This is a genomic window from Erwinia sp. PME.40.26/001 (assembly GCF_055556675.1).
In genome coordinates this window covers 1,017,768-1,038,486 of sequence record NZ_JBVHNP010000001.1, presented here as the reverse complement: position 1 = coordinate 1,038,486, position 20,719 = coordinate 1,017,768, and the positions used below count along the sequence as shown (strand labels likewise).

The following is a 20,719-nucleotide window of genomic DNA, read 5'->3' as shown; positions in this document are numbered from 1 at the left end:
GGAAATATGACGTTAAGTAATAATACCTTAGCCAGTGAAAAAGGAGTCTGAGAGTGAATGACACTGTTACCGGTTGATACGTATTACCGCATGATGACGCGATCAGAGGATAACCGGGGTCATGCGTCTGACAGGATGCGCTGACCCGGGCGAGAGAAGATGTCAGCGTATCGTTTGGCTACGCCACCAGGCCATCGTGCGATAAGCGGTTTCAGGCTTTAACCTTTGCGCTTTTGTCTTTCGATACGGCAGGCAGGCGTTAACGATGTCCCCTTAAGGCATCAAGCACCAGCGAAAAGGCCGGAGAAGGCTGCTTACGGCTGGGATAATAGAGGTAATACCCGGGAAAAGGCTGACACCAGGGCTGTAAAATACGTATCAGGCGACCCTCAGCAATATGCGCACCAAACTCTTCCTCCGGTAAGAACGCAATGCCCAAACCCGCCAGCGCCGCATCAATAATATGCTCAGAGGTGTTGAAGGTGAGCTGACCGCGCACGCGCACGTTCAGATCGCCCCCGTCCTGATCGAAATCCCAGACATAAAGCCCCCCCGATCTGACCATGCGCTGGTTAATGCACTGGTGCTGCGTGAGTTCATGCGGGGTTTGCGGTATCGGGTAGCGGGTAAAATAATCCGGTGAGGCCACGGCCGCCATACGTAGTTCCGGGCCAATCGGCAGGGCGATCATATCTTTGTCAATGGTATTACCAAGGCGAACGCCGGCATCAAACCGGTCGGCGACGATATCGCGAAAGCCGTGGTTGGCGTCAAATTCAATATGAATGTCCGGGTACTGGTGCAGCAGCGGCGTCAGCCTGGGGAGCAGGGTCGTGCGCAACACATCCGGCCCGCAGGTAATGCGCACCGTACCCGCCGGTTTATCGCGTAATTCAGTCAGCATCTCCAGCTCTGACTCAATTTCATCAATACGGTGTCCGACGGCCTGCAGCAGGCGCTCACCGGCGGCAGTGGGTGAGACGCTGCGGGTGGTGCGCGTCAGCAGACGGATTTGCATCCGCGCTTCCAGTGCGGAGATCGCCTGGCTGAGTGCCGGCTGGGTGACGCCCAGCTTTGCTGCCGCCCGGGTGAAGCTGCCTTCACGCGCCACGGCGGTAAAGTAAAGGAGGTCATTGAGGTTACGTTTCATCCACCGGAGCCCTTGATTAATAAGCAGGGGTTATAAGCCCATTAAGTATTCATTAGCTAGTTACCCTACACCCGTCGTGTAAAATTTTCAGCAAGAGATAACCTCGCGCGAAGGATAACGTTCTCTTCTCACCATTAACGCCTGTTTTACTGATGTTATTCCGCGGAATAGCGTCCGGACCCGGCTGGCCTGTCATCGTCTGGCAGGGGGAAGGGCAGGCACAACATCGATCACCTGAAGGAAAACACGATGAAGCGATTCTTTTTGGCACTGGGCATGATCCTCAGCTCGGCAGTGGCGACGGCCGCCGATCTGTCTCACGGCGCGGATAACTTTTACACCAGTGATAAGGTTACCCGGCAGAAAGTGACGTTTAAAAATCAGTATCAGATGAATGTGGTCGGTAACCTGTTTGTCCCCAGGGGACAGCGGCAGAATGACAGACGTCCGGCGATTGTGGTGGGGCATCCGATGGGGGCGGTGAAAGAGCAAAGTTCCAATTTGTACGCGCAAAAGCTGGCGGAGCAGGGGTTTGTCACCCTGGCTATTGACCTCTCATTCTGGGGCGAGAGCGACGGTAAACCGGGCCACCTTATTTCACCGGAAATCTATTCCGATGATTTCAGCGCTGCCGTGGACTATCTGAGCACCCGGACGTTTGTTGATCCGGATAAAATAGGCGTGCTGGGGATTTGCGGCAGCGGCAGCTTTGTCATCAGCGCGGCGAAAATTGATCCGCGCATGAAGGCGATCGCTACGGTCAGCATGTACGATATGGGTTCGGTGTTCCGTCAGGGTCTGAAGCATGCTCAAACTGCAGCACAGCGTCAGGCCGTGATTGCCTCGGCCACAGAACAGCGCTTCGCCGAGTTTACAGGCGGAGAGACGGTCTATATTCCCGGCACGGTGAATAGGCTCGATGAGACAACGCCTGCAATCCAGCGCGAGTTCTTCGATTTCTACCGCACGGCACGTGGGGGGTTCACCCCGGAAGGACAGCAGGAAGCGCTGACAACAAAACCGATGTTAAGCAGCGTCGGCAAGTTTATGAACTTCTATCCGTTTAATGACATTGAGACGATCTCTCCCCGCCCGATGCTGTTTATCACCGGCGATCGCGCCCATTCGAAAGAGTTCAGCGAAGATGCCTGGCAGCGCGCCGGTCAGCCGAAAGAGCTGTATATCGTTCCGGGGGCAGGTCATGTGGATTTGTACGACCGTACTGACCTGATCCCCTTCGCTAAACTGACCACGTTCTTTAACGATCACCTAAAATAATCGGGTCGGCCGCATCCTCCCGGATGCGGTCTGTCTCACCGGGGGCGACATGAAATATTGGGGACTGTTAATCGGTTGTCTGCTGGCAGCCAGTGCGACTGGCGTGCTGGCCAGCAATACCCCTCACGCGGAAAAAGGAACCACCATGAGAGTGAATATGAAGGTTAATCAACAGGTTTACCACATTGAACTGAGCGACACACCGGCGGCACGGGCCTTTGCGCAGACGCTGCCGGTGACGCTGAAAATGGACGATCTGAACAGGAACGAAAAATTCGCCGAACTGGCACAGGCACTGCCAACCCGCGAGGCGCGGGCCGGGACGATCCACGCCGGGGATATAATGCTCTACGGTACGCAGACCCTCGTCGTCTTTTACCAGACCTTCGCCTCAGACTACCGCTATACGCCGCTGGGGAAGATCGTGGCACCCGACGGGCTGGAAGCGGGGCTGGGTGAGGGGACGGCAGAAGTGACCTTTTACTGAGCGCCCCCGGTCACTTTGGTTCCTGAGCCAGAAGACGGGCCTGGCACACTGCCAGGATCTCATCGGCCAGGGGGGAATCATCCGGGCAGGCGCGGGACAGCACCATGGCCCCGACCAGTTGGGCAAGAGTGGCGATTGTTCCGGCACGCGCGGTGCTTTCCGCCCCATTTTCACCGGTTAACTGCGCCAGCTGATGTTCAAGTCCGGCGGCAAAGCTGGCTTTGATGGGGGTGGACTGGCGGGCCGTATCGCTGCTGAGGGCCGACATGACACAGCCTTTCCCCATCCCGTCGCGATGCTGCCGTGACAGGTAGTATTTAACGAAAGTCTCCCGGTCCGATCCCGCCACGCTTTCCGCGGAACGTGAAAAGCCGCAGCGCATGGCTTCCGCCATCAGATCGGCTTTTGACCCGAAATGTTTGTAAAAACCACCGTGGGTCAGTCCTGCTGCCGACATCAGCTCAGCCACCCCCACGCCATCGAAGCCCCGCTCCCGAAACAGTTCAGAGGCAGTTTCAACAATGCGCCGCCGGTTTTCGCGAACCTGCTCTTTCGACACCTTCATCGTTTTATCTCCTTTCTAAAGAAAGCACCCTGCCATTATACATTGATGATGGTCGTAATCAAAAAGTTTGACATTTTAGATTATGACCATCATCATTACGTTCAGACTTTCACTCACCCACTGTCCCGGAGAGCATCATGAGCCACCAACCGATCTTTCAGCCTTATCCTCTTGGGCCTGTCACGCTGACGAACCATATTGTGATGGCACCTTTAACCCGTAACCGCGCCGGTAAGGGCCTGGTCCCCTCTGAGCTGGCTGCGACGTATTACGCCCAGCGGGCCTCGGCAGGGCTGCTGATCACCGAAGCCACGCAGATTTCAGCCCAGGCACAGGGTTATCAGGATACCCCCGGTATCTACACGCCAGCGCAGATTGCCGGGTGGCGTAAGGTCACTGATGCGGTTCATGCCGCGGGCGGGCACATCTTCGTGCAGCTCTGGCACGTGGGGCGCATCTCGCACGTTGACTTACAGCCGGGGGGCGCGGCACCCGTTGCACCTTCAGCTCTGCGCGCGGAGACAAAAACCTTTGTTAACAACGGTTTCTATGACGTGTCTGAACCCCGCGCACTGGAACAGGACGAGATTCAGCAGATCGTGGAAGATTTCCGCACCGCATCTGCCAGCGCCATGGCCGCCGGGTTTGATGGTGTGGAGATCCACGGGGCCAATGGCTACCTGCTGGAGCAGTTCCTTAAAGACGGGGCCAATCAGCGTACGGATGAGTATGGCGGTTCGGTGGAGAACCGGGCCCGCCTGCTGTTAGAGGTCGCCGCTGCCGTGAGTCAGGAGATCGGTGCCGGCCGCACCGGCGTGAGGATTTCGCCCGTGTCTCCGGCGAATGCGATTTCCTGCAGCGATCCGCAGCCGCAGTACAACTATCTGGCCGAAAAGCTCGATGCACTTGGCATCGTTTACCTGCACGTGGTGGAGGGCGCGACGGGTGGGCCGCGCGATAACGCTCCCTTTGATTACGCCGCACTTCGCCAGCGTTTTACCCGGACCTATATTGGTAACAACGGCTATGACCTGACGCTGGCCGCTGCTCATCTGGCAGAAGGCAAGGCCGACCTGTTCGCCTTCGGACGTCCGTTTATTGCTAACCCGGATCTGGTGGCCAGGCTGAAGTCCGGCGCGCCGCTGGCAGCGCTTAACCCGGCAACCCTGTACGGCGGTGGGGCAGAAGGCTATACCGACTATCCCGCCCTGAACGACGGTGGCCGTTAAGCCCCGATCCTGTTTCGCCGTTCCCCCTGACCGGGAGCGGCCTTGTTTCCTCTTTTAACCAGAGAATAAAACCATGACACAGTCCTCAGTTCTTATTACCGGCGCATCCACGGGTATCGGTGCAGTTTACGCAGAACGCTTTGCCCGCCGTGGCCACGACCTTGTGCTGGTGGCCCGCGACCAGGCAAAGCTGGAACAGCTTGCCGCGCGCCTGCGCCAGGAAACCGGCGTATCGGTAGACGTGCTGCCGGCGGATCTGACCCGGGCGGATGACCTGGCCAGCGTTGAAGCCCGCCTGCGTGACGACGCGCGGATCGGGACGCTGATCAATAACGCTGGCATTGCCCAGTCGGGCGCGTTCAGCGAACAGTCGGCGGCCTCTGTTGACTCGCTTATTGCACTGAATATCAGCGCGCTGACGCGACTGTCCGCCGCAGTGACCCCGCGCTTTCTGCAGGCAGGTGAGGGTGCTATCGTCAATATCAGTTCTGTGGTCGGTCTGGCCCCGGAATTTTTGATGTCGGTGTATGGTGCCACCAAAGCCTTTGTCCTGTTCCTGTCCCAGGGGATGAGCCTGGAGCTGGCACCGAAGGGAATCTATGTGCAGGCCGTACTGCCCGCCGGAACCTATACCGAGATCTGGGCGCGCGCCGGTATCGATATCACTAACGCGCCTGAAATGATGGAGGTCGGGGAAATGGTGGATGCCGCACTGGTGGGCTTTGACCGCCGTGAGCGCGTGACCATCCCACCGCTGCACAATGCTGCCCGCTGGGATGCACTGGATGGGGCAAGACAGGCCCTGCTCTCTGATATCAAACAGGATGAAGCAGCAGCGCGCTATAAAACGCGGTAATCAGTGTATAACAGGCAAAATGTTGTCGCTAAAGGCCTGCGCCCGGGCCTTTATAATATTACAAGTAAAGCCTTGTTTTATTGCCGTGCGATCGGATAGCTTAGAGGTTCTCTGATCAACAGGACGATGACATGCCTCTTTTACACACGGCACAGGGCGATATTGATTATCAGGACAGGGGGGCGGGCGAGGTCACGCTGTTCCTTATGCCGGGCTGGTGCCAGCCGAAAACCGTCTTCGACGCTTTTGCCGAACAGGCGGCTGCTTACTATCGAGTGGTCACGCTCGACTGGCGGGGCCACGGAAAATCATCGACAGACGGTGAGGATTTTGATGGTGCTGCATTAGTATCAGACGCCCTGACACTGATTGAATATCTGGGACTTACGCAGCTGATACCGGTATCTGTTGCCCATGCCAGCTGGGTTGCCGTTGATCTGGCAGAGCGTTTGCCAGAACGTATCCCTGCGGTGGTCTTTCTGGACTGGATTATGAATTCGCCAGAGCCGATGTTTTTTACCTCGATCGATGCGATGCAACATGAAAATCGCTGGCAGGCCGCCCGCGATGAGCTGTGTGAATGCTGGCTGGCTAACAGCGACTCTCCGACCATGATCCATCATCTGAAAACCGAGATGGCCCAATCCAGTTATCAGCTCTGGCGACTGGCAGGGCAGGCCATCACCGGTGTCTATCGTCAGTACGGCTCGCCGCTGCAGTCCCTGGATAGGCTTCCTCACCCACCTCAGACGCTGCATCTCTATTCTCTCGACAGAAATGACGAATACCTGGCTTTGCAGCAGCGGTTTGCGAAGACGCATGATTTTTTTCAGGTGAAACGACTGAAACAGGCCAGAACGCACCTGGCCGTGCTTGAAAGCCCGGAGACGGTATTGACGGAGATCCTGCTCTTCCTTCAGCGCTGATACACCGGCGGCTTAAGTCCGTTAACAAGAAATGGTAGGGTGAACACAGGCACACAGAGATTAACTTTCGGGGAAGGGCATGACCAATATCGCAACCATCAGAGAACGGGCGGGCAAAAGAGGTTACCGGGATAATCCTGTTTATCGTCAGGCGATGATCAACATGCGGTTGGATGCCTTAACGGATGAGGATGTGCAGTATCTGGAGGCGCTTTATCAGGCATCGAAAGACGCTTTCAGTCGCAACCAGATTTTGTGCGCTTTCGCTTTAACCCCGCCGGATAGGAACCTGAAGGCATTTTTGCTGGCCGCTTTCAAAAAGGAGCGCATGGTTGATATGCGCCTCGCCGCCCTGCGCGGCTTCGCCCATTATGCCACCGAGGAGGAGGTGTCGCCGCTGATGGATAAGCTGACAGAGGCCATCAGGAAACTTCCGGAGCAGGCACGTTATCCCTATCAGGAATATGAACTGTTACGGTCGCCCTTTGGGCTGCCTTATCTGGTTGAAAGATATGGCTACCCCTGCTTTGTCCGGGCCTCTGAGCAACTGGATGCGCAGTATCAGGCGCTGCCGGCGTTATGCAAAGGCTTCTTCACGCTGGATGCACAGGGAAGGCATATTGCCCTGCTTCCCCCGGAGGAGACGAAAGCCAGGCTGGCAGAGCTGTTAAGTCAGACGGTGTAAATGCCCGGCGGGGATGTCTGCCGTTAACGCAGAATGACCCGTTTCCATTGATTATTGGCTTAAGGGCACCTTTCTGCGGCGTCAGTGAACGGGTAATGTAAACCCTGTGCTGTGACTCCTCCCGAAACCAGGAACCGAAAATGAAAAATGCCCTGATCGTTATTGATATTCAGAATGATTATTTCCCCGGCGGCGCTTTTCCGCTTGAGGGCGCTGACACAGCCTGTCAGGCTGCGGTGAGCGCGATTGAAAAAGCCCGTAACGAGGGCTGGCTGATCGTGGCTATCCAGCATATCGCCACTGCGGATGCGCCGTTCTTCAAACCAGACAGTGAAGGGGCGAACATCCATCCGTCGGTTGCGGCGGCACTGGGTGATGCGCCGGTGGTGGTGAAGAAAGAGGCAGACAGCTTTTACCAGACCCGCCTTGAGTCGCTGTTACGCGACAGCGGCATCACGGATCTTTATCTTACCGGTATGATGACGCAGCACTGTGTCACGCATACCGCGCTGTCACCGCAGGGGCAGGGGATGAACGTCCATATTATCACTGCAGGCTGTGCGGCCCCCTCGAAAGCGTTAAGCGACCTTGCCCTGTCCGGACTGGCTGTTCGCTGCCGCCTTCAGTAATCCGCAGCAATCGCCCCATCTGTACAGGAGGACGGTGTTACCCGGTAACACCGTCCTTTTTACTGGCTGTCCTCCCTCTGCCACTTTTCTTCATCCCTGTGCGTGGCCACCGCAATCTTCTGCAGGGTGATTGACCCGATTTCATCGACTAATGACCTGTGAGTCTGTCACGGCGTTTTTCTATCTCATCCTATAGTAGGACCACTGGCCGCTACCCTGTTCAGACACTACCGACAGGGCTGATGGGCCGAAAATCTGATGAATGAAGGGAACAGGTTATGAAACTCACACAAATCCGTAATGCCACGCTGGTGCTGGACTATGCTGGTAAAAAATTTCTTATTGACCCGATGCTGGCAGAAAAAGAAGCCTGGGAGGGGTTTGCCGGTAATGCCCGCCCGCACCTGCGTAATCCGATGGTAGCGCTGCCGGTACCCGTCGAAGAATTACTGGCGGTGGATGCCGTTATCCTGACGCATACGCATGCCGATCACTGGGATGAAGCGGCACAGCAGGCGGTTCCCAAAGATATGCTGATCTACACCCAGGACGAGCACGACGCGGCGCTGGTCCGTTCTCAAGGTTTTGAGAACATCCGCGTTCTGCAGGATGAAAATGCGTTCGCTGACGGGCTGACCCTCTACAAAACGGACGGTCAGCACGGTAGTAACGAACTCTACGCCGATGCGCAGATGGGGGCGTTACTGGGGGATGCCTGTGGGCTGGTGTTCACCCACCACCATGAAAAAACGCTCTATATCGCCGGGGATACCGTCTGGGTGAAACCTTATGCAAAAAACCTGCAGCGTTTCCAGCCGGAGATTGTGGTGTTAAACATCGGCTATGCTGTTAACGACCTTTACGGCCCGATTATCATGGGGAAAGAGGACACGCTGCGCACGCTGAAAATGCTGCCAACGGCCACGCTCGTTGCTTCACATATGGAATCGGTTAACCACTGCCTTTTGACCCGCGCCGAGCTGCGGGAGTACACCCTGGAGCACGGCATCGGGGATAAGGTTCTGATCCCCGCTGACGGTGAGACGCTGGTTTTCTGATAAGCTGGGTCCCTTGACGGCGGGGGACCCTATCAGTCCGGTTGCCCCTCCGTTATCCCGGGGCCGGCGTGTGTCAGCGGCCTTTCGGTGGTGATGATTTACAGTGAGGTTAACGTTATGTCTGCACTGACGGTCGCCGTGATGGCCACGGCCGGATTCAGTCCGTTTCACTTTTCCGTACCCTGTATTATTTTTGGTCAGTCCATGCCGCAGCCGGATCTGTTTCGCGTGGCGATCTGCGCTGAAAAGCCGGGTGTGGTCCTGTCTGATATCGGGCTGTCCATCCATGTTGAACAGGGTCTGGCGTTGTTTGACCAGGCGGACATTATTATTATTCCCTACTGGAATAACCCGGACGAAAGGCCCTCGCAGGCATTGCTGGAGGCGTTGAGGAAGGCCTGGCAACGCGGCGCGGAGGTGGTCGGCCTGTGTTTAGGGACCTATGTTCTGGCCTACGCCGGTCTGCTTGATGGCCATCGTGCGGCCACGCACTGGGAGTTCGAAAAGGACTTTACTGAACGATTTCCTGCCGTTCATCTGGACAGTAATTCGCTGTATACCAGCGATGAACGCCTGATCACCTCCGCCGGGACCGCCGCCGGTATTGACTGCTGCCTGAATATCATTCGCGATCATTACGGCTCGGCGGTGGCTAACCGGGTGGCAAGAAGGATGGTCGTTCCCCCTTACCGTGAAGGCGGACAGGCGCAGTTTATTGAGCGCCCGGTGCCGGTGTCGACGCGGGACAGCAAAATCAACGAACTGATTGAGTACCTGCGCCGCAATCTGGATAAGCCGCACGATCTCGACTCACTGGCCGGATTTGTCAGTATGAGCAGACGCACGCTGACGCGTCATTTTTCCCGGGCAACCGGCACAACGCCGGGAGAATGGCTGAATGCGGAGCGCCTGCAACGAAGCCAGGAACTGCTGGAAACCACGGACAGGAGCATTGAAAGCGTCTCGGCGCTGTCGGGTTTTCAGTCTCCCATTTCGTTTCGCCAGAGTTTTAAAGCGAAGTTTAGCGTCAGCCCCAGCGAGTGGCGGCGGGCATTTCGCGGCCCCGAGCCTGTTGACCGTGAAAGCCTGTGACCACGTCGCCTCATCACGGCATTGCCTGCCTCTGCGACTCAGGGAATAAGCTGCTGATTGCGTGCCCACCGCGTGATCGCCTCGCGCGCTGACGGAGCGGGTCCGAAGAACGCCTCCTGCCTGGAGATGTCCGAGACATAACGCCCCGTTCTGAAGAACAGGAACATCTGGATCAGATCATACCCGAGTGCGGAAAACAGCCTGACCGGCCGTGCGGCCACCCGAAGCAACCACCAGGGAATGATCTGCATCTTCAGAGGCTTGTTGATGACCTCAGCGATGATAGCGGCCAGCTCCTGCTGGCTCTTCGGACCGTCACGCCAGCCGACATCGATCGTCTGGTTGATAATGTCGCTGCCTGGATAGATCGCCGCCTTCGCCAGACAGGAGGCAAGGTCATCCGTCAGCACGTAGGACCAGCGAGTGCTCTTATCCCCTGCACCCTGGAATTTCCCCGCTTTCACGGCCCTGGCAATAAAATCCGTACTCTGGTCGAGAAACGAGGGCGCTCGCACAAAGACGTACGGCACGCCTGACAGTTTGATCAGGTCCTCAGCCACTTTCTTGGCGTGGAAATGAGGGACTGCAGACGCACTTTCACAGCTCACAATGCTGAGAAAAACCAGTCTGCTCACTTTTGCCCGCGCAGCGGCCTCGATGAGGTTTTTGTTGCCCTGAAAGTCGGTATCGAGGCTGCCCTTCATATAACTGTTCGCTGAGCTGACCACAACGTCAACGCCCTGCAAGGCGCGGTCCAGCGACGTCGGGTCCATCATATCGCCGCGAACCCATTCGATGCAGGCATCCCTAGCTGCGGGGGGGCCTTTTCGCGACATGGCAACGACGGCCGCGCTTTTATCAGCCGCGAGGTGGTACAGAATCTTGGCACCGAGGAAGCCTGTTGCGCCGACGACCAGAATTTTCTTTCTCTCCGGCGCGTTGATATCCGCAGCGGTCGCACGTTGAGGTGATTGAGCCATTATTTAATATCCTTTGTCGGCCGGTCAGTGTGTGGCTTCCCCCATGCTCCAGTGTGAATACAGGATTCATATGGGGGGTTCCCTGGGTTGAAAGCACCATCTACTCTCTACCATTCCGATTTCGGGATAAATACACTATATTTGAAAACAGAATTCCATATATGGAGCAATCAAATGGAGCTGTTGAATGATATGGCACTGTTTGTGGAGGTCGCGAGGGCCAGGAGCTTTCGCAAGGCAGCAGAAGCCGTGGGCATGCCTAACTCCACCCTGTCACGCCGTATCAGTGCGTTGGAAAAGGCGATTGGTTTGAGGCTCCTGCATCGCACAACGCGTAAGATTGAGCTGACCGAGGCGGGGCAGCTTTACTATGCGCGCAGCAAACCTATCGTCGAGGAGGCCCGGCTTGTGCATGAGCAGCTTGGCGAGATGCTTGAGCAGCCGGGCGGGACCCTGCGGGTTTCGCTGCCTGTCGATTTCGCCACGCTTTATCTCACACCGCTCATCGCCGATTTCGCCGCACAGTATCCCGGCATCCGGTTTGAATTCGACCTGACTCCACGCCGTGTCGATCTGGTGACTGAACCGTTCGATGTTGCGATCCGCATGGGTAAACTGGAAGACTCGGGTCTGATCGCTCGCCTGATCGGGCGGCACTCGCGCTATCTCTATGCGTCTCCCGACTATATCGGGGCGTCTGGCGCGCCTGCCACACCGGCGGATCTGCCGGCGCACGAATGCCTCTGCATGACGAAGGTTCCGACCTGGCACTTGCAGCAGAGTAGGAGTAAGGCAGAGGTTGAGGTGGGCGTTCATGGCAGGTTTACGCTCAACAGCGTTGGGATGATCCGTACTCTCGCCTTGAAACATCAGGGTATTGCACTGCTTCCCGAGAAGATTGTCGCGGACGATCTGGCCTCCGGCCAGCTGATGCGTGTGCTTCCTGAGTGGAAAGGGTCAGCCGTCAGCATTTATGCCGTCACCGAAACGCGACTGACGCCTGCCAGGACTCAGCGTTTTATTGAATTCTTGTCTTCCAGACTAATGGAAGCCTGAAAATGGGTTTCAGGCTATTCGTTCAACTTAGTAAATCTGCTCTGAGGGGGCCGACATGATCACCTTTCATCAACTTACCGCTACCCGCCTGGGGGGGCAGCTCAGCTCTCTGGCTGACTATGCTGGCAAGCTGGTTCTGGTGGTGAATACCGCCAGCCATTGCGGCTTCACGCCACAGTATGCGGGCCTTGAAGCGCTCTACAAGAAGTACGCCGCGCAGGGGCTGGTGGTGCTTGGTTTTCCCTGTAACCAGTTTGGTAAGCAGGAACCCGGCGACGCCGACGAAATCGCCCAGACCTGTCATATTAACTACGGAGTGAGCTTTCCGATGTTTGAGAAAGTAGAGGTCAACGGTGCTGCGGCGCACCCGGTGTTTCGTTATCTTAAAAACGAATTGCCGGGCGTTCTGGGTGGACGGATCAAGTGGAACTTCACTAAGTTCCTGATCGGGCGTGACGGCAAACCCCTCAAGCGGTTTGCACCCTTCACCACGCCAGAGAAAATGGAAGCCGTCATTCTTGCTGCACTTGAACGGTAAGTTATCCTGTAACCAGAACCGTACCCGTATGATTACCGTCCGGTTGCCGCTGCAGGTTCAACGGGCCGATGTAACGCCTGTCAGGTAGCCAGCTTTAGTGTGCCAGGAAACACTGACAAGGGACGGGAATGAAGGGTGAAGCCAGCACGGTGAATCTGAAGCAGTAGCCTGATGAAAACAAAAAGCCCGCTCAGGTTTCCCTGAGCGGGCTTCTTTAAATTTGGCTCCTCTGACTGGGATCGCCTTTGCCAGTAACTAGCTAATAAATAGGCTAAACCTGAATTCTCTTTCTGTCAAGACCACCAGAATGACCACTAATGGGCAAATGTCATAAAAGCTGATGTGAGATCCCTCATTTCATATGGCGACCGTTACTATGGTGTTCCTCTCCCAAGAAGCGCTGAGCCACACCGGCGGATATATAGTAGCCAATCAACCATTCGGCTGCGGGCAGGCGTGGTTAACGCCCTGTCGATAATCCAGCTGCAGATCTAGACGTTTGCGTCTGGGTAAAACGATGCAGGAGAGAACGGATAATGCTAGACAGCAACGTTCAAAATCAATACAACATTAAGGTAACTACGGCTGCAGTTTCCTGCGTCAGCCTTCGCAGCCCTGAATTATTACCCTATTAACCCTGCCGATCCTGTTATTTAGGATGCTTCTCGCCATTACTGAGGAAAGGAAGCCCGATGAAAATTCAATATATAGATATCCAGAATTACAGAAAGCTGAAAACCTGCAGAATTCGCCTGACTGAAGAAGAAACCCTGCTCGTCGGGGCAAATAATAGTGGCAAGACGTCTGCCATGGATGCACTTATTTTCTTTCTGGATCAACGGGGGAGAACGGCTGCGAACATTTCATCGGGTAAATCTCAGTCATCACGGAAATTAGGCGCGGCTGATTTCACCCTGTCAAACTGGCATAAGCTGAATCAATTTGGCCAAGCATGGGCGAACGCCGAAGAAGATGGTGAAAAAATCAGCGACTGGCAGCCTTTATGCCCAACGCTGGATGTCTGGTTAAAAGTTGAGAAAAGTGAGATCCACTTAGTACGCCATCTGATTCCGACATTAAAATGGGATGGCGGGTTGTTAGGCATCAGAATTATTTACCAGCCTAAAAATCTTGATGCTCTAAAAGCCGACTTCATTGCCAACTTCAGGGCCGCTGAGCAGCTTAAAATCACGGCAGAAAACGCCGAAAAAAAACCAGAAGGTTCAGCATCTGAGCCCAGCGATTTCAAATTTTCAGTCTGGCCGGGATCGCTGCATGAATACCTAGAAAGAGAGATGTCTAGGGCTTTTGAGATAAAGTCTTACATACTGGATCCTGCAAAGCTTTCCACGGACCCGGAGAGTGAATTCAGGCCCCAACTGCTGGCAGAGGAGCAATTGCCACTGGACTTTTATCCTTTCAACGGACTTTTCAAGGTCGATATCATTGACGCAACTCGCGGGTTTTCAGACCCCTATGTGGCCACCAGTTCTCAGCATGGAAGCTCTAATCTAGCCGGGCAGATGAACCATTACTATAACCGTCATTTAAACCCTACAGATCTGCCCTGCAATGAAGATTTGGATGCCCTCAAATCCATTGCCTATGCACAACACTCCTTTGATGAAAGACTCAATGAGGTGTTTACCAAGCCGCTACAAGAAATTGAGAAGCTGGGATATCCGGGGTTCTCCGATCCCCACATCAAATTATCGAGCAGGGTTAACCCGATCGATAATTTAGACCATGAAGCCGCCATTCTCTTTGAAATCCAGAAAGCCAGCCACGACACAGGGATTCCCCTGATGAGTCTGTCAGAGAAATACAACGGACTTGGTTACAAAAATCTGATATCCATGGTCTTTACTATGATGAGCTTCAGGGATCAGTGGATGCGTGTAGGCAAGGCCGGACTAAGAAAGCCGGAGGAGGATGTCTTTGTCGAGCCACTGCACCTTATTCTGATTGAAGAGCCGGAAGCTCACCTGCATGCGCAGGTTCAGCAGGTGTTTATCAAAAAAGCCTATTCTGTGCTGCGTAATCATGATGATTTGCGCACATCTGTGCAGTTCTCGAGCCAACTGGTAGTCAGCACGCATTCGAGCTACCTCGCACATGAAGTGGGCTTCGAAAAACTAAGGTATTTCAAACGTAAGCCCGCGGCAGGGCCGCATGAAGTGCCCACGGCAGACGTAATTGATCTGTCCTGCACCTTTGGTAGCGGTAAGAGCCTTCCGGATGATGTCTCACAAACGGCTCAGTTCGTCGCCAGATATCTCAAAACAACACACTGCGATCTTTTTTTTGCAAACGGGATAATTCTTGTCGAAGGGGCGGCAGAACGTATTCTTATGCCACATTTCATTAGAAATAATCCCAATGCCAATACTAGCCTAGATAACAGCTACATTTCGATTCTTGAAGTGGGAGGAGCTCATGCTCACAGACTGCGGGCATTGATTGACATACTCGGGCTTCCCACACTTATCATTACGGATACCGACGCCCAGAATCCACCCCTTAAATTACCGGGAGATGATCAAAAAAGTAGCTCAGGTGCTAAACCCAAAGCCATAAGACCGGAACTTGGCAAGGGATACATTACTGGCAGCCATACCATCAAAATCTGGCTCGGCATTGAGGGCAAGCTAGATACAGTCCTCAAAATGCCGAAGCATGAGAAAATTCGCGGTAAGGTCATGATTGCATTTCAATACGGCATCCCTATTAAAGTAGGAAAAGATGAGGAGGCAGAAGCTTTCCCTTACACCTTTGAAGACGCTATTGCATTAACGAATTCCGAGCTCTTCAAAAAAGTAGAAAAGCCCACCGGAATGATGAGGAAAATGCAGGATGCACTTAACCTCGATACGCTTGAGCAGTGCTGTGAAAAACTCTATTTAGCCCTCAAAGATGACAAAGCCGAGATGGCACTCGATTTACTGTATTGTGCCGACCCCGCCGAACTCACTGCGCCAACATATATCCAGGAGGGACTGGATTGGCTTAAAATAGAGCTGGAAGTAGCGAGTAGGGACCTTACACCGGAAGTGCCCAAAGTCATAGACGTGCGGGAGGGCGAATAATCATGGATACACCATCCGCGAACGAACCTATTGTCGAGCAGTTATTCAGCTATCTGGATCTGGACAACCCCAGAAGCTTTCTGCTTTTTGCTGGTGCGGGGTCTGGGAAAACCCGAACGCTGGTCAGCGTGCTGGCAAAAATGAAACAACGGTATTCTGCGGAGCTGTCTAAATCCGGAAAAAGGATAGGTATTATTACGTTTACCAACGCAGCCTGTGAGGAAATACAAAGACGGTTATTCTTTGATGCCAACTTTATGGTTTCAACCATACACAGCTTTTGCTGGGATTTGATCAACCCATTTACAGCAGACATAAAGCTGTGGCTTGAAAAGGAACTCACGGAGAGTATTGATCAACTCACCCGCGACATTGGAAAAAGCAGAAAACCTGAAGGCGTTACGGCGAAAAAAAACAGGCGGAGTTTAGCCAGCAAAATGAAACGGTTGCAATACCTTGATAAAATAAAAAAATTCAGTTATTCCCCTACAAGCAGCAGGCCTGAAAAAGGATCGCTGAATCACAGTGAAGTGATAAAAGCCACCGCCTGCCTCCTGCAGAATGAAGTCCTGCTCAGAGAAATTTTATTCAGCAGATTCCCTGTGCTTTTGATTGATGAAAGCCAGGACACGAATAAATATCTCATTGAGTCGCTTATCACGACGCAGCAGGAAAACCCCACAAAATTCTGTATTGGGCTGTTTGGCGATATGATGCAGCAGATATTCAGCGGGGGAAAATCTGATCTGGCTACTCCTTTACCCGCTGGATGGGAATCACCTGAGATAAAAATTAACCACCGTTCACCAGTGAGAATTGTCACCCTGATTAATGCCATCAGGCAATACAATGACAAACATACACAGGATCCGGCACCATACGCCCAATCTGGAACCGCACGCTTGTTTGTGGTCGACATGAACACGCACAAGGAAAGAGCTGATATTGAGCGTCAGGTAGCTGAGAAGATGGCTGCATACGCGGATGATAAGGCGTGGAATAACATAAAGTCAGTCATGGTGCTTACGCTTGAGCACCATATGGCTGCTAGACGCGGTGAGTTCGAAAATTTCTTTCTGCCCCTTCTGGAGGTTGACAGACTAGGCGATGCGGCAATCAATGGAGAAAGCCAAGAGATAACGTTCTTATCCTCACAACTCTGGCCACTTATTGACGCGATTCGCAGTGGTGATGACTTTAAAATTGCTACCATCATGCGCAAGTATTCGCCTATTTTTTCGGGCTCGCGGCTTGAATCTGTAGACGATCCGCTACAGCTCTTTCTGGAAGCACAACACCAGATAGACAAGATAAAGACCCTCCTTGACGAGAGTTCGGCTCATTCCATCTTAGATGTGTGCAAACTGATTCATGAAGGGGAATTGCTGATCTTACCTGAGGCATTCCTGCTTCATTTGGCACTGGCGCTGCATAAGGATGATGAATCCACCGAGGAAGAGGACGTCAATAAAGAGCATGACGCCTGGAGCCGATCTCTGAGCGCATCCACCCGCGAACTGGAAAACTACATCAGCTATATTTCATCCACATCGTCTTACGATACCCATCAGGGAGTGAAGGGGCTTCAGTTTCCCCGTGTAATGGCTATTTTGGATGATGAAGAGGCCCGTGGATTCATGTTCAGTTACGATAAGCTGTTGGGCGCCACACCGCACTCTAAAACTGATCAAGAAAACGACAGAATGGGTGCTGACTCTTCGCCTAAAAGATCGCGGCGTCTTTTTTATGTTATTTGCAGCAGGGCACAAAAGAGCCTCGCTGTAGTTGCATATACGAAAGCGCCCGATTTAGTTGAACGGACCGTGATTGCATCAGGCTGGTTTGACAGGGATGAAATTACGCGCATGTGAACTGGGCCGCGTAGAGTTGACCCGCTTCCCGTATGTGATCCTGCCATAATCAGGAATAACCGGCTTCATTCTGGCTGCATATTCTGGCAACCGGCAGATCCTGCAAATTCAGAGCCGTTATCGGTTTTCAGCAACTGCGGTAACGGACGCCTTAGCGCTATGCTGTTCAGCATTTCTGTCACTTCTGTTGAACGCAGATTCTGCCCCACGCAGATCTCCAGGCATTCGCGGGTGTACAGATCGATAACCCTCAGCAGGCGTAGCCGTCGTCCGTCAAACAACGCATCAGAGACAAAATCCATGCCCCAGACGTGATTCGGATACAGATCCTGAGGCTGCGGCTGGCGCCGCTGTGCGGATTTATTGCGCCGTGGCCGTTTGAGGCGCAGCGACACCCCCTGTTCGCTGTAAAGCCGGTAGATCCGTTTGTGGTTATCGCGCCAGCCTTCCCGCCTGAGCATCACGTGTACCCGGCGGTATCCGTAATGCACCCGGGTTTCGGTGATCTCACGGATGCGCAGCCGCAGTGCGCTGTCGTCGGCAGCCACAGAACGATAGCGAAACGAGCTGCGGCTGACCCGCAGCGCAAAACAGACCTGTCTCTCACTGCCACCGTAGCGGGCCTGCAAATCCCTGACCCATTCGCGCAGGCGTGCCAGCGTCAGCTCTTTTTTGCCAGCACGTCCTGTTGTCGAGGCTTAGATCGGCAACCAGCCTCTTCAGCCGCAGATTTTCCTCTTCCAGCTGCCGCATATGTTTGAGTTCAGAAGGGGAAATCCCGCCATACTTCTTGCGCCAGGTATAAAACGTGGCGTCGGAGATGCCCAGTTTGCGGCAGACTTCCGGCACGGGCGTGCCCAGTTCAGCCTGTTTCAGGGCAAAGACAATCTGCTCTTCGGTGAATCGTGACTTTTTCATCGGCACCACCTCCGTTCAGGGGAGTGTTTATCATGCCGGAATTCTGTTTCTGAATGGAGCAGGATTTCGGGTCAGGGTCACTGTTGACTTTTAATGCTTGGACTGTTATAAGAAGTAAAGCTCTGAGTTTTTTGACAGGATAAACTCGCCACAAATTGCGTGGTGACTTTAGAGAGTTAAAAAAATGATAACCGTGTTAAAACTCATAGTTATTTTCTTAGAGTTCATTCTTGTTTTTTTAGAATGACGTACTCCCCCTCTTAACTGAGGGGGATTTCGTTTAGGATAGAATAATGGAAAATATACTATCAAAATATGTTCTTCGATTCGACCAGAAAACTTCAAGGATTGACTTAGGAATTCTTGGGCAGAGATGTATTTTTTGCAATAAAGATTATTCAGAAAAATTGTTTAATACTGAGGCTCATGCAATTTCTGAGTTTCTTTATAACAGAACAATATTCCACCATAATGAATGTAACGATTGTAACGAGAAATTCAAAAATATTGAAAGAGACTTTTCAAACTTAATCGAAATGGATAAATCTATATTATCAATGTATGGTAAGAATGGGGTTGTCCAAACAAACCTATCCAAAGTAAAAAATTCATCAAGAATAAAGTTTGATAAGAAATATAAAATTCCGGTCCTTAATAATGCAAGGCCTGAAGAAGGATCTCTGAGTATAGATCCTGAGAGTGGTGATGTTAAAATTAAGAACATTAGAAATAGCTACTACAATACTAATATTTTTAAATGTTTAACAAAATATGCTTTATCTATCATGCCAATAGAATTAATTGGTAATTATAGCATTTTGACTCGGTTTGTTTTACAAGATACTGATTTACCCTATCCACTTGGTTATTACCTCTGTGAAAAAAAAGGATTAAACAATAATGCTGTTGAGGAGATACCCGTAACAATCAGTTTTAATAGTTACATGGCTATCCATAAAGCATATTTTTTATCCGTCATGCCTTTTAATGGTATTGAAGTTAAAATTATTAATGATGAAAACATAGATGGTTTAGCTATTTTCTCTATTTTTTTTGGAAGTACAGCTTTTCAGATTTTTATTCCCAATGATGATTTTTTCTATCGAGGTGCTGTAAAAGCATACAATAAAGAACCTCTAAATATATCATTCCCACAAATTGTGGCTACAGATTTCAAGCATAACTTTAAGAATATTGAAACAACAGTAATTGATTGTAGTATTCATAAGAAAATAGAAAAAGAAATTGATGAACGTCACTTCTCTAGTGTTTTAGTTCCAGTCAATAAAGAAATGTTAGGTCTTGATGAAAAAGGTGATCTTGTTATCGGATCTTTACAAATTAATATTGATGAGCCTTATAAGTTAATGAGGTTATGGAGTTTAAAGCTAACGCTTTTATGGTGATGGTTTTGTGTGGCAAGAAAAAAACCTATATATTATGCCCTTTTAAAATCAATCTTTTTATACTGAGATTAATTATGACTTAAATGTTGGATAATTCCTTTTTCTTTTTGATAAATTTGAAATGGAAGGCAAGCAATCATGACCAATATCGGGTAGTGTTGGCTTAACCGGACGACTTGGAAAACGTCTCACCTCCTCTTTGGTTGGACTATAACTGTCACTGTTAAATCTGGCACGTCTATCATGCTCGGCGCGTGAAACATAGATACCCTGAACCTCATCAAACACATAGTTTTCAGCAATACGCTTATCGTGTTCCGCATCGACTGAAACAGGATCTGGCTTCTTCTTGGCCCAGACATGCATGGCATGAAAGAGCAAATTGTTGACTTTGAGATGAACAATGCTGATATCCACTACACTGTGCGGCATATCAGCATTAATGCCGTTGTGCGCCTCTCACCACGATGTGTAACAATTTTTACCGCTGGATAATCGACAAATCCAACTGATCTGTGGAGTTGATGAAATGTGGTCATTTGTCTGCAATAAGTAGATACTGCGTAAGTTACTAAAGTTGCTTTCAGGTGTACGGATATCTTCCGCGCTTATGAGTTGCTGCCGAAGGCAAAACAGATTACTTGCTAGCTTTACACACAGCTCATCGAACGTTAAAACTTGAACCTCAGGAACAGACTGAAACGACTCAACCGGAATGCTCTGGGATATTCAAAATCCACAGAAATGCACGACAAAGTGATTGGCACATTTTTTGAGCGAAAGTATTACCTACAATAACAGAAATCAACACATTGAATACTTGGTTAAAATGTGACATGAAGATATGGTTTTATATCTTATATTAACTATAATAAATGGGTTATTCATTATCTTACTAAAATCAAAAGG

Annotated in this window: 17 protein-coding genes and 3 pseudogenes; 15 read left to right on the top strand and 5 right to left on the bottom strand. The window is 51.9% G+C overall.

Annotated elements, in window-relative coordinates; translation table 11 throughout:
- Window positions 1-259 precede the first annotated feature (259 nt).
- Window positions 260-1,150 (bottom strand): LysR family transcriptional regulator, encoded by an 891-nt coding sequence (locus ACZ3HG_RS05130; RefSeq protein ID WP_191932705.1) that lies wholly within the window; start codon window positions 1,148-1,150, stop codon window positions 260-262.
- 249 nt (window positions 1,151-1,399) lie between these two features.
- Here ACZ3HG_RS05130 and ACZ3HG_RS05125 point away from each other — a divergent pair, with 249 nt between their 5' ends.
- Both ACZ3HG_RS05125 and ACZ3HG_RS05120 read left to right on the top strand, forming a co-directional pair.
- Window positions 1,400-2,428, top strand: coding sequence for an alpha/beta hydrolase (locus tag ACZ3HG_RS05125; RefSeq protein ID WP_465332110.1), 1,029 nt, complete (start codon window positions 1,400-1,402; stop codon window positions 2,426-2,428).
- Window positions 2,429-2,477: 49 nt separating this feature from the next.
- Window positions 2,478-2,915, top strand: a complete 438-nt coding sequence (locus ACZ3HG_RS05120) for a cyclophilin-like fold protein (RefSeq protein ID WP_244633609.1) — start codon at window positions 2,478-2,480, stop codon at window positions 2,913-2,915.
- A 10-nt stretch (window positions 2,916-2,925) separates the two neighbouring features.
- Here ACZ3HG_RS05120 and ACZ3HG_RS05115 read toward each other — a convergent pair whose 3' ends face one another.
- Window positions 2,926-3,480, bottom strand: coding sequence for a TetR/AcrR family transcriptional regulator (locus ACZ3HG_RS05115; RefSeq protein WP_191932703.1), 555 nt, complete (start codon window positions 3,478-3,480; stop codon window positions 2,926-2,928).
- A 137-nt stretch (window positions 3,481-3,617) separates the two neighbouring features.
- Between ACZ3HG_RS05115 and ACZ3HG_RS05110 the strand changes: the two genes are divergently transcribed.
- The 7 genes from ACZ3HG_RS05110 to ACZ3HG_RS05080 all read left to right on the top strand — a co-directional run bounded on the left by ACZ3HG_RS05110 (window position 3,618) and on the right by ACZ3HG_RS05080 (window position 9,955).
- The gene (locus tag ACZ3HG_RS05110) at window positions 3,618-4,709 is read left to right on the top strand and encodes an alkene reductase (protein ID WP_191932702.1); all 1,092 of its coding nucleotides are present in this window, start codon (window positions 3,618-3,620) and stop codon (window positions 4,707-4,709) included.
- 73 nt (window positions 4,710-4,782) lie between these two features.
- Window positions 4,783-5,565 carry an SDR family NAD(P)-dependent oxidoreductase gene (locus ACZ3HG_RS05105; RefSeq protein ID WP_465332108.1) on the top strand — a complete coding sequence of 261 codons (783 nt, stop codon included), beginning with the start codon at window positions 4,783-4,785 and terminating at the stop codon, window positions 5,563-5,565.
- A gap of 131 nt (window positions 5,566-5,696) precedes the next feature.
- The gene (locus ACZ3HG_RS05100) at window positions 5,697-6,491 is read left to right on the top strand and encodes an alpha/beta fold hydrolase (protein ID WP_465332106.1); all 795 of its coding nucleotides are present in this window, start codon (window positions 5,697-5,699) and stop codon (window positions 6,489-6,491) included.
- A 79-nt stretch (window positions 6,492-6,570) separates the two neighbouring features.
- A complete protein-coding gene (locus ACZ3HG_RS05095) occupies window positions 6,571-7,176 on the top strand; it encodes a hypothetical protein (protein WP_191932699.1) in 606 nt (201 codons plus the stop codon).
- A gap of 140 nt (window positions 7,177-7,316) precedes the next feature.
- Window positions 7,317-7,805, top strand: a complete 489-nt coding sequence (locus ACZ3HG_RS05090) for a cysteine hydrolase family protein (protein WP_465332104.1) — start codon at window positions 7,317-7,319, stop codon at window positions 7,803-7,805.
- Between the two features lie 278 nt (window positions 7,806-8,083).
- A complete protein-coding gene (locus tag ACZ3HG_RS05085; protein ID WP_191932697.1) occupies window positions 8,084-8,863 on the top strand; it encodes an MBL fold metallo-hydrolase in 780 nt (259 codons plus the stop codon).
- Between the two features lie 117 nt (window positions 8,864-8,980).
- The gene (locus ACZ3HG_RS05080; protein ID WP_191932696.1) at window positions 8,981-9,955 is read left to right on the top strand and encodes a GlxA family transcriptional regulator; all 975 of its coding nucleotides are present in this window, start codon (window positions 8,981-8,983) and stop codon (window positions 9,953-9,955) included.
- Window positions 9,956-9,993: 38 nt separating this feature from the next.
- Here ACZ3HG_RS05080 and ACZ3HG_RS05075 read toward each other — a convergent pair whose 3' ends face one another.
- Window positions 9,994-10,935 (bottom strand): SDR family oxidoreductase, encoded by a 942-nt coding sequence (locus ACZ3HG_RS05075; RefSeq protein WP_465332102.1) that lies wholly within the window; start codon window positions 10,933-10,935, stop codon window positions 9,994-9,996.
- 174 nt (window positions 10,936-11,109) lie between these two features.
- Between ACZ3HG_RS05075 and ACZ3HG_RS05070 the strand changes: the two genes are divergently transcribed.
- From ACZ3HG_RS05070 to ACZ3HG_RS05055, 4 genes are all read left to right on the top strand, one after another.
- On the top strand, window positions 11,110-11,991 hold the full coding sequence (locus tag ACZ3HG_RS05070) for a LysR family transcriptional regulator (protein ID WP_465332100.1): 882 nt from the start codon (window positions 11,110-11,112) through the stop codon (window positions 11,989-11,991).
- Between the two features lie 55 nt (window positions 11,992-12,046).
- Complete coding sequence (locus ACZ3HG_RS05065) at window positions 12,047-12,529, top strand: glutathione peroxidase (RefSeq protein WP_191932693.1); 483 nt, start codon at window positions 12,047-12,049, stop codon at window positions 12,527-12,529.
- 692 nt (window positions 12,530-13,221) lie between these two features.
- Window positions 13,222-15,615, top strand: a complete 2,394-nt coding sequence (locus tag ACZ3HG_RS05060) for an AAA family ATPase (RefSeq protein WP_465332098.1) — start codon at window positions 13,222-13,224, stop codon at window positions 15,613-15,615.
- Between the two features lie 2 nt (window positions 15,616-15,617).
- Entirely contained in the window at window positions 15,618-17,486 is a 1,869-nt protein-coding gene (locus ACZ3HG_RS05055; RefSeq protein ID WP_465332096.1) for a UvrD-helicase domain-containing protein, read from the top strand.
- A 104-nt stretch (window positions 17,487-17,590) separates the two neighbouring features.
- On the opposite strand, the pseudogene ACZ3HG_RS05050 reads toward ACZ3HG_RS05055, so the two are convergent.
- A pseudogene (locus tag ACZ3HG_RS05050) lies at window positions 17,591-18,404 on the bottom strand (IS3 family transposase); the annotation flags it as partial.
- Window positions 18,405-18,697: 293 nt separating this feature from the next.
- Here ACZ3HG_RS05050 and ACZ3HG_RS05045 point away from each other — a divergent pair.
- Window positions 18,698-19,810 carry a hypothetical protein gene (locus ACZ3HG_RS05045; protein ID WP_465332094.1) on the top strand — a complete coding sequence of 371 codons (1,113 nt, stop codon included), beginning with the start codon at window positions 18,698-18,700 and terminating at the stop codon, window positions 19,808-19,810.
- Window positions 19,811-19,882: 72 nt separating this feature from the next.
- Here ACZ3HG_RS05045 and ACZ3HG_RS05040 read toward each other — a convergent pair.
- Window positions 19,883-20,170 (bottom strand): annotated as a pseudogene (locus ACZ3HG_RS05040) (MobQ family relaxase); the annotation flags it as partial.
- Between the two features lie 6 nt (window positions 20,171-20,176).
- Between ACZ3HG_RS05040 and ACZ3HG_RS05035 the strand changes: the two are divergent.
- Window positions 20,177-20,608: pseudogene (locus ACZ3HG_RS05035) on the top strand (IS1 family transposase); the annotation flags it as partial.
- Window positions 20,609-20,719: the final 111 nt, after the last annotated feature.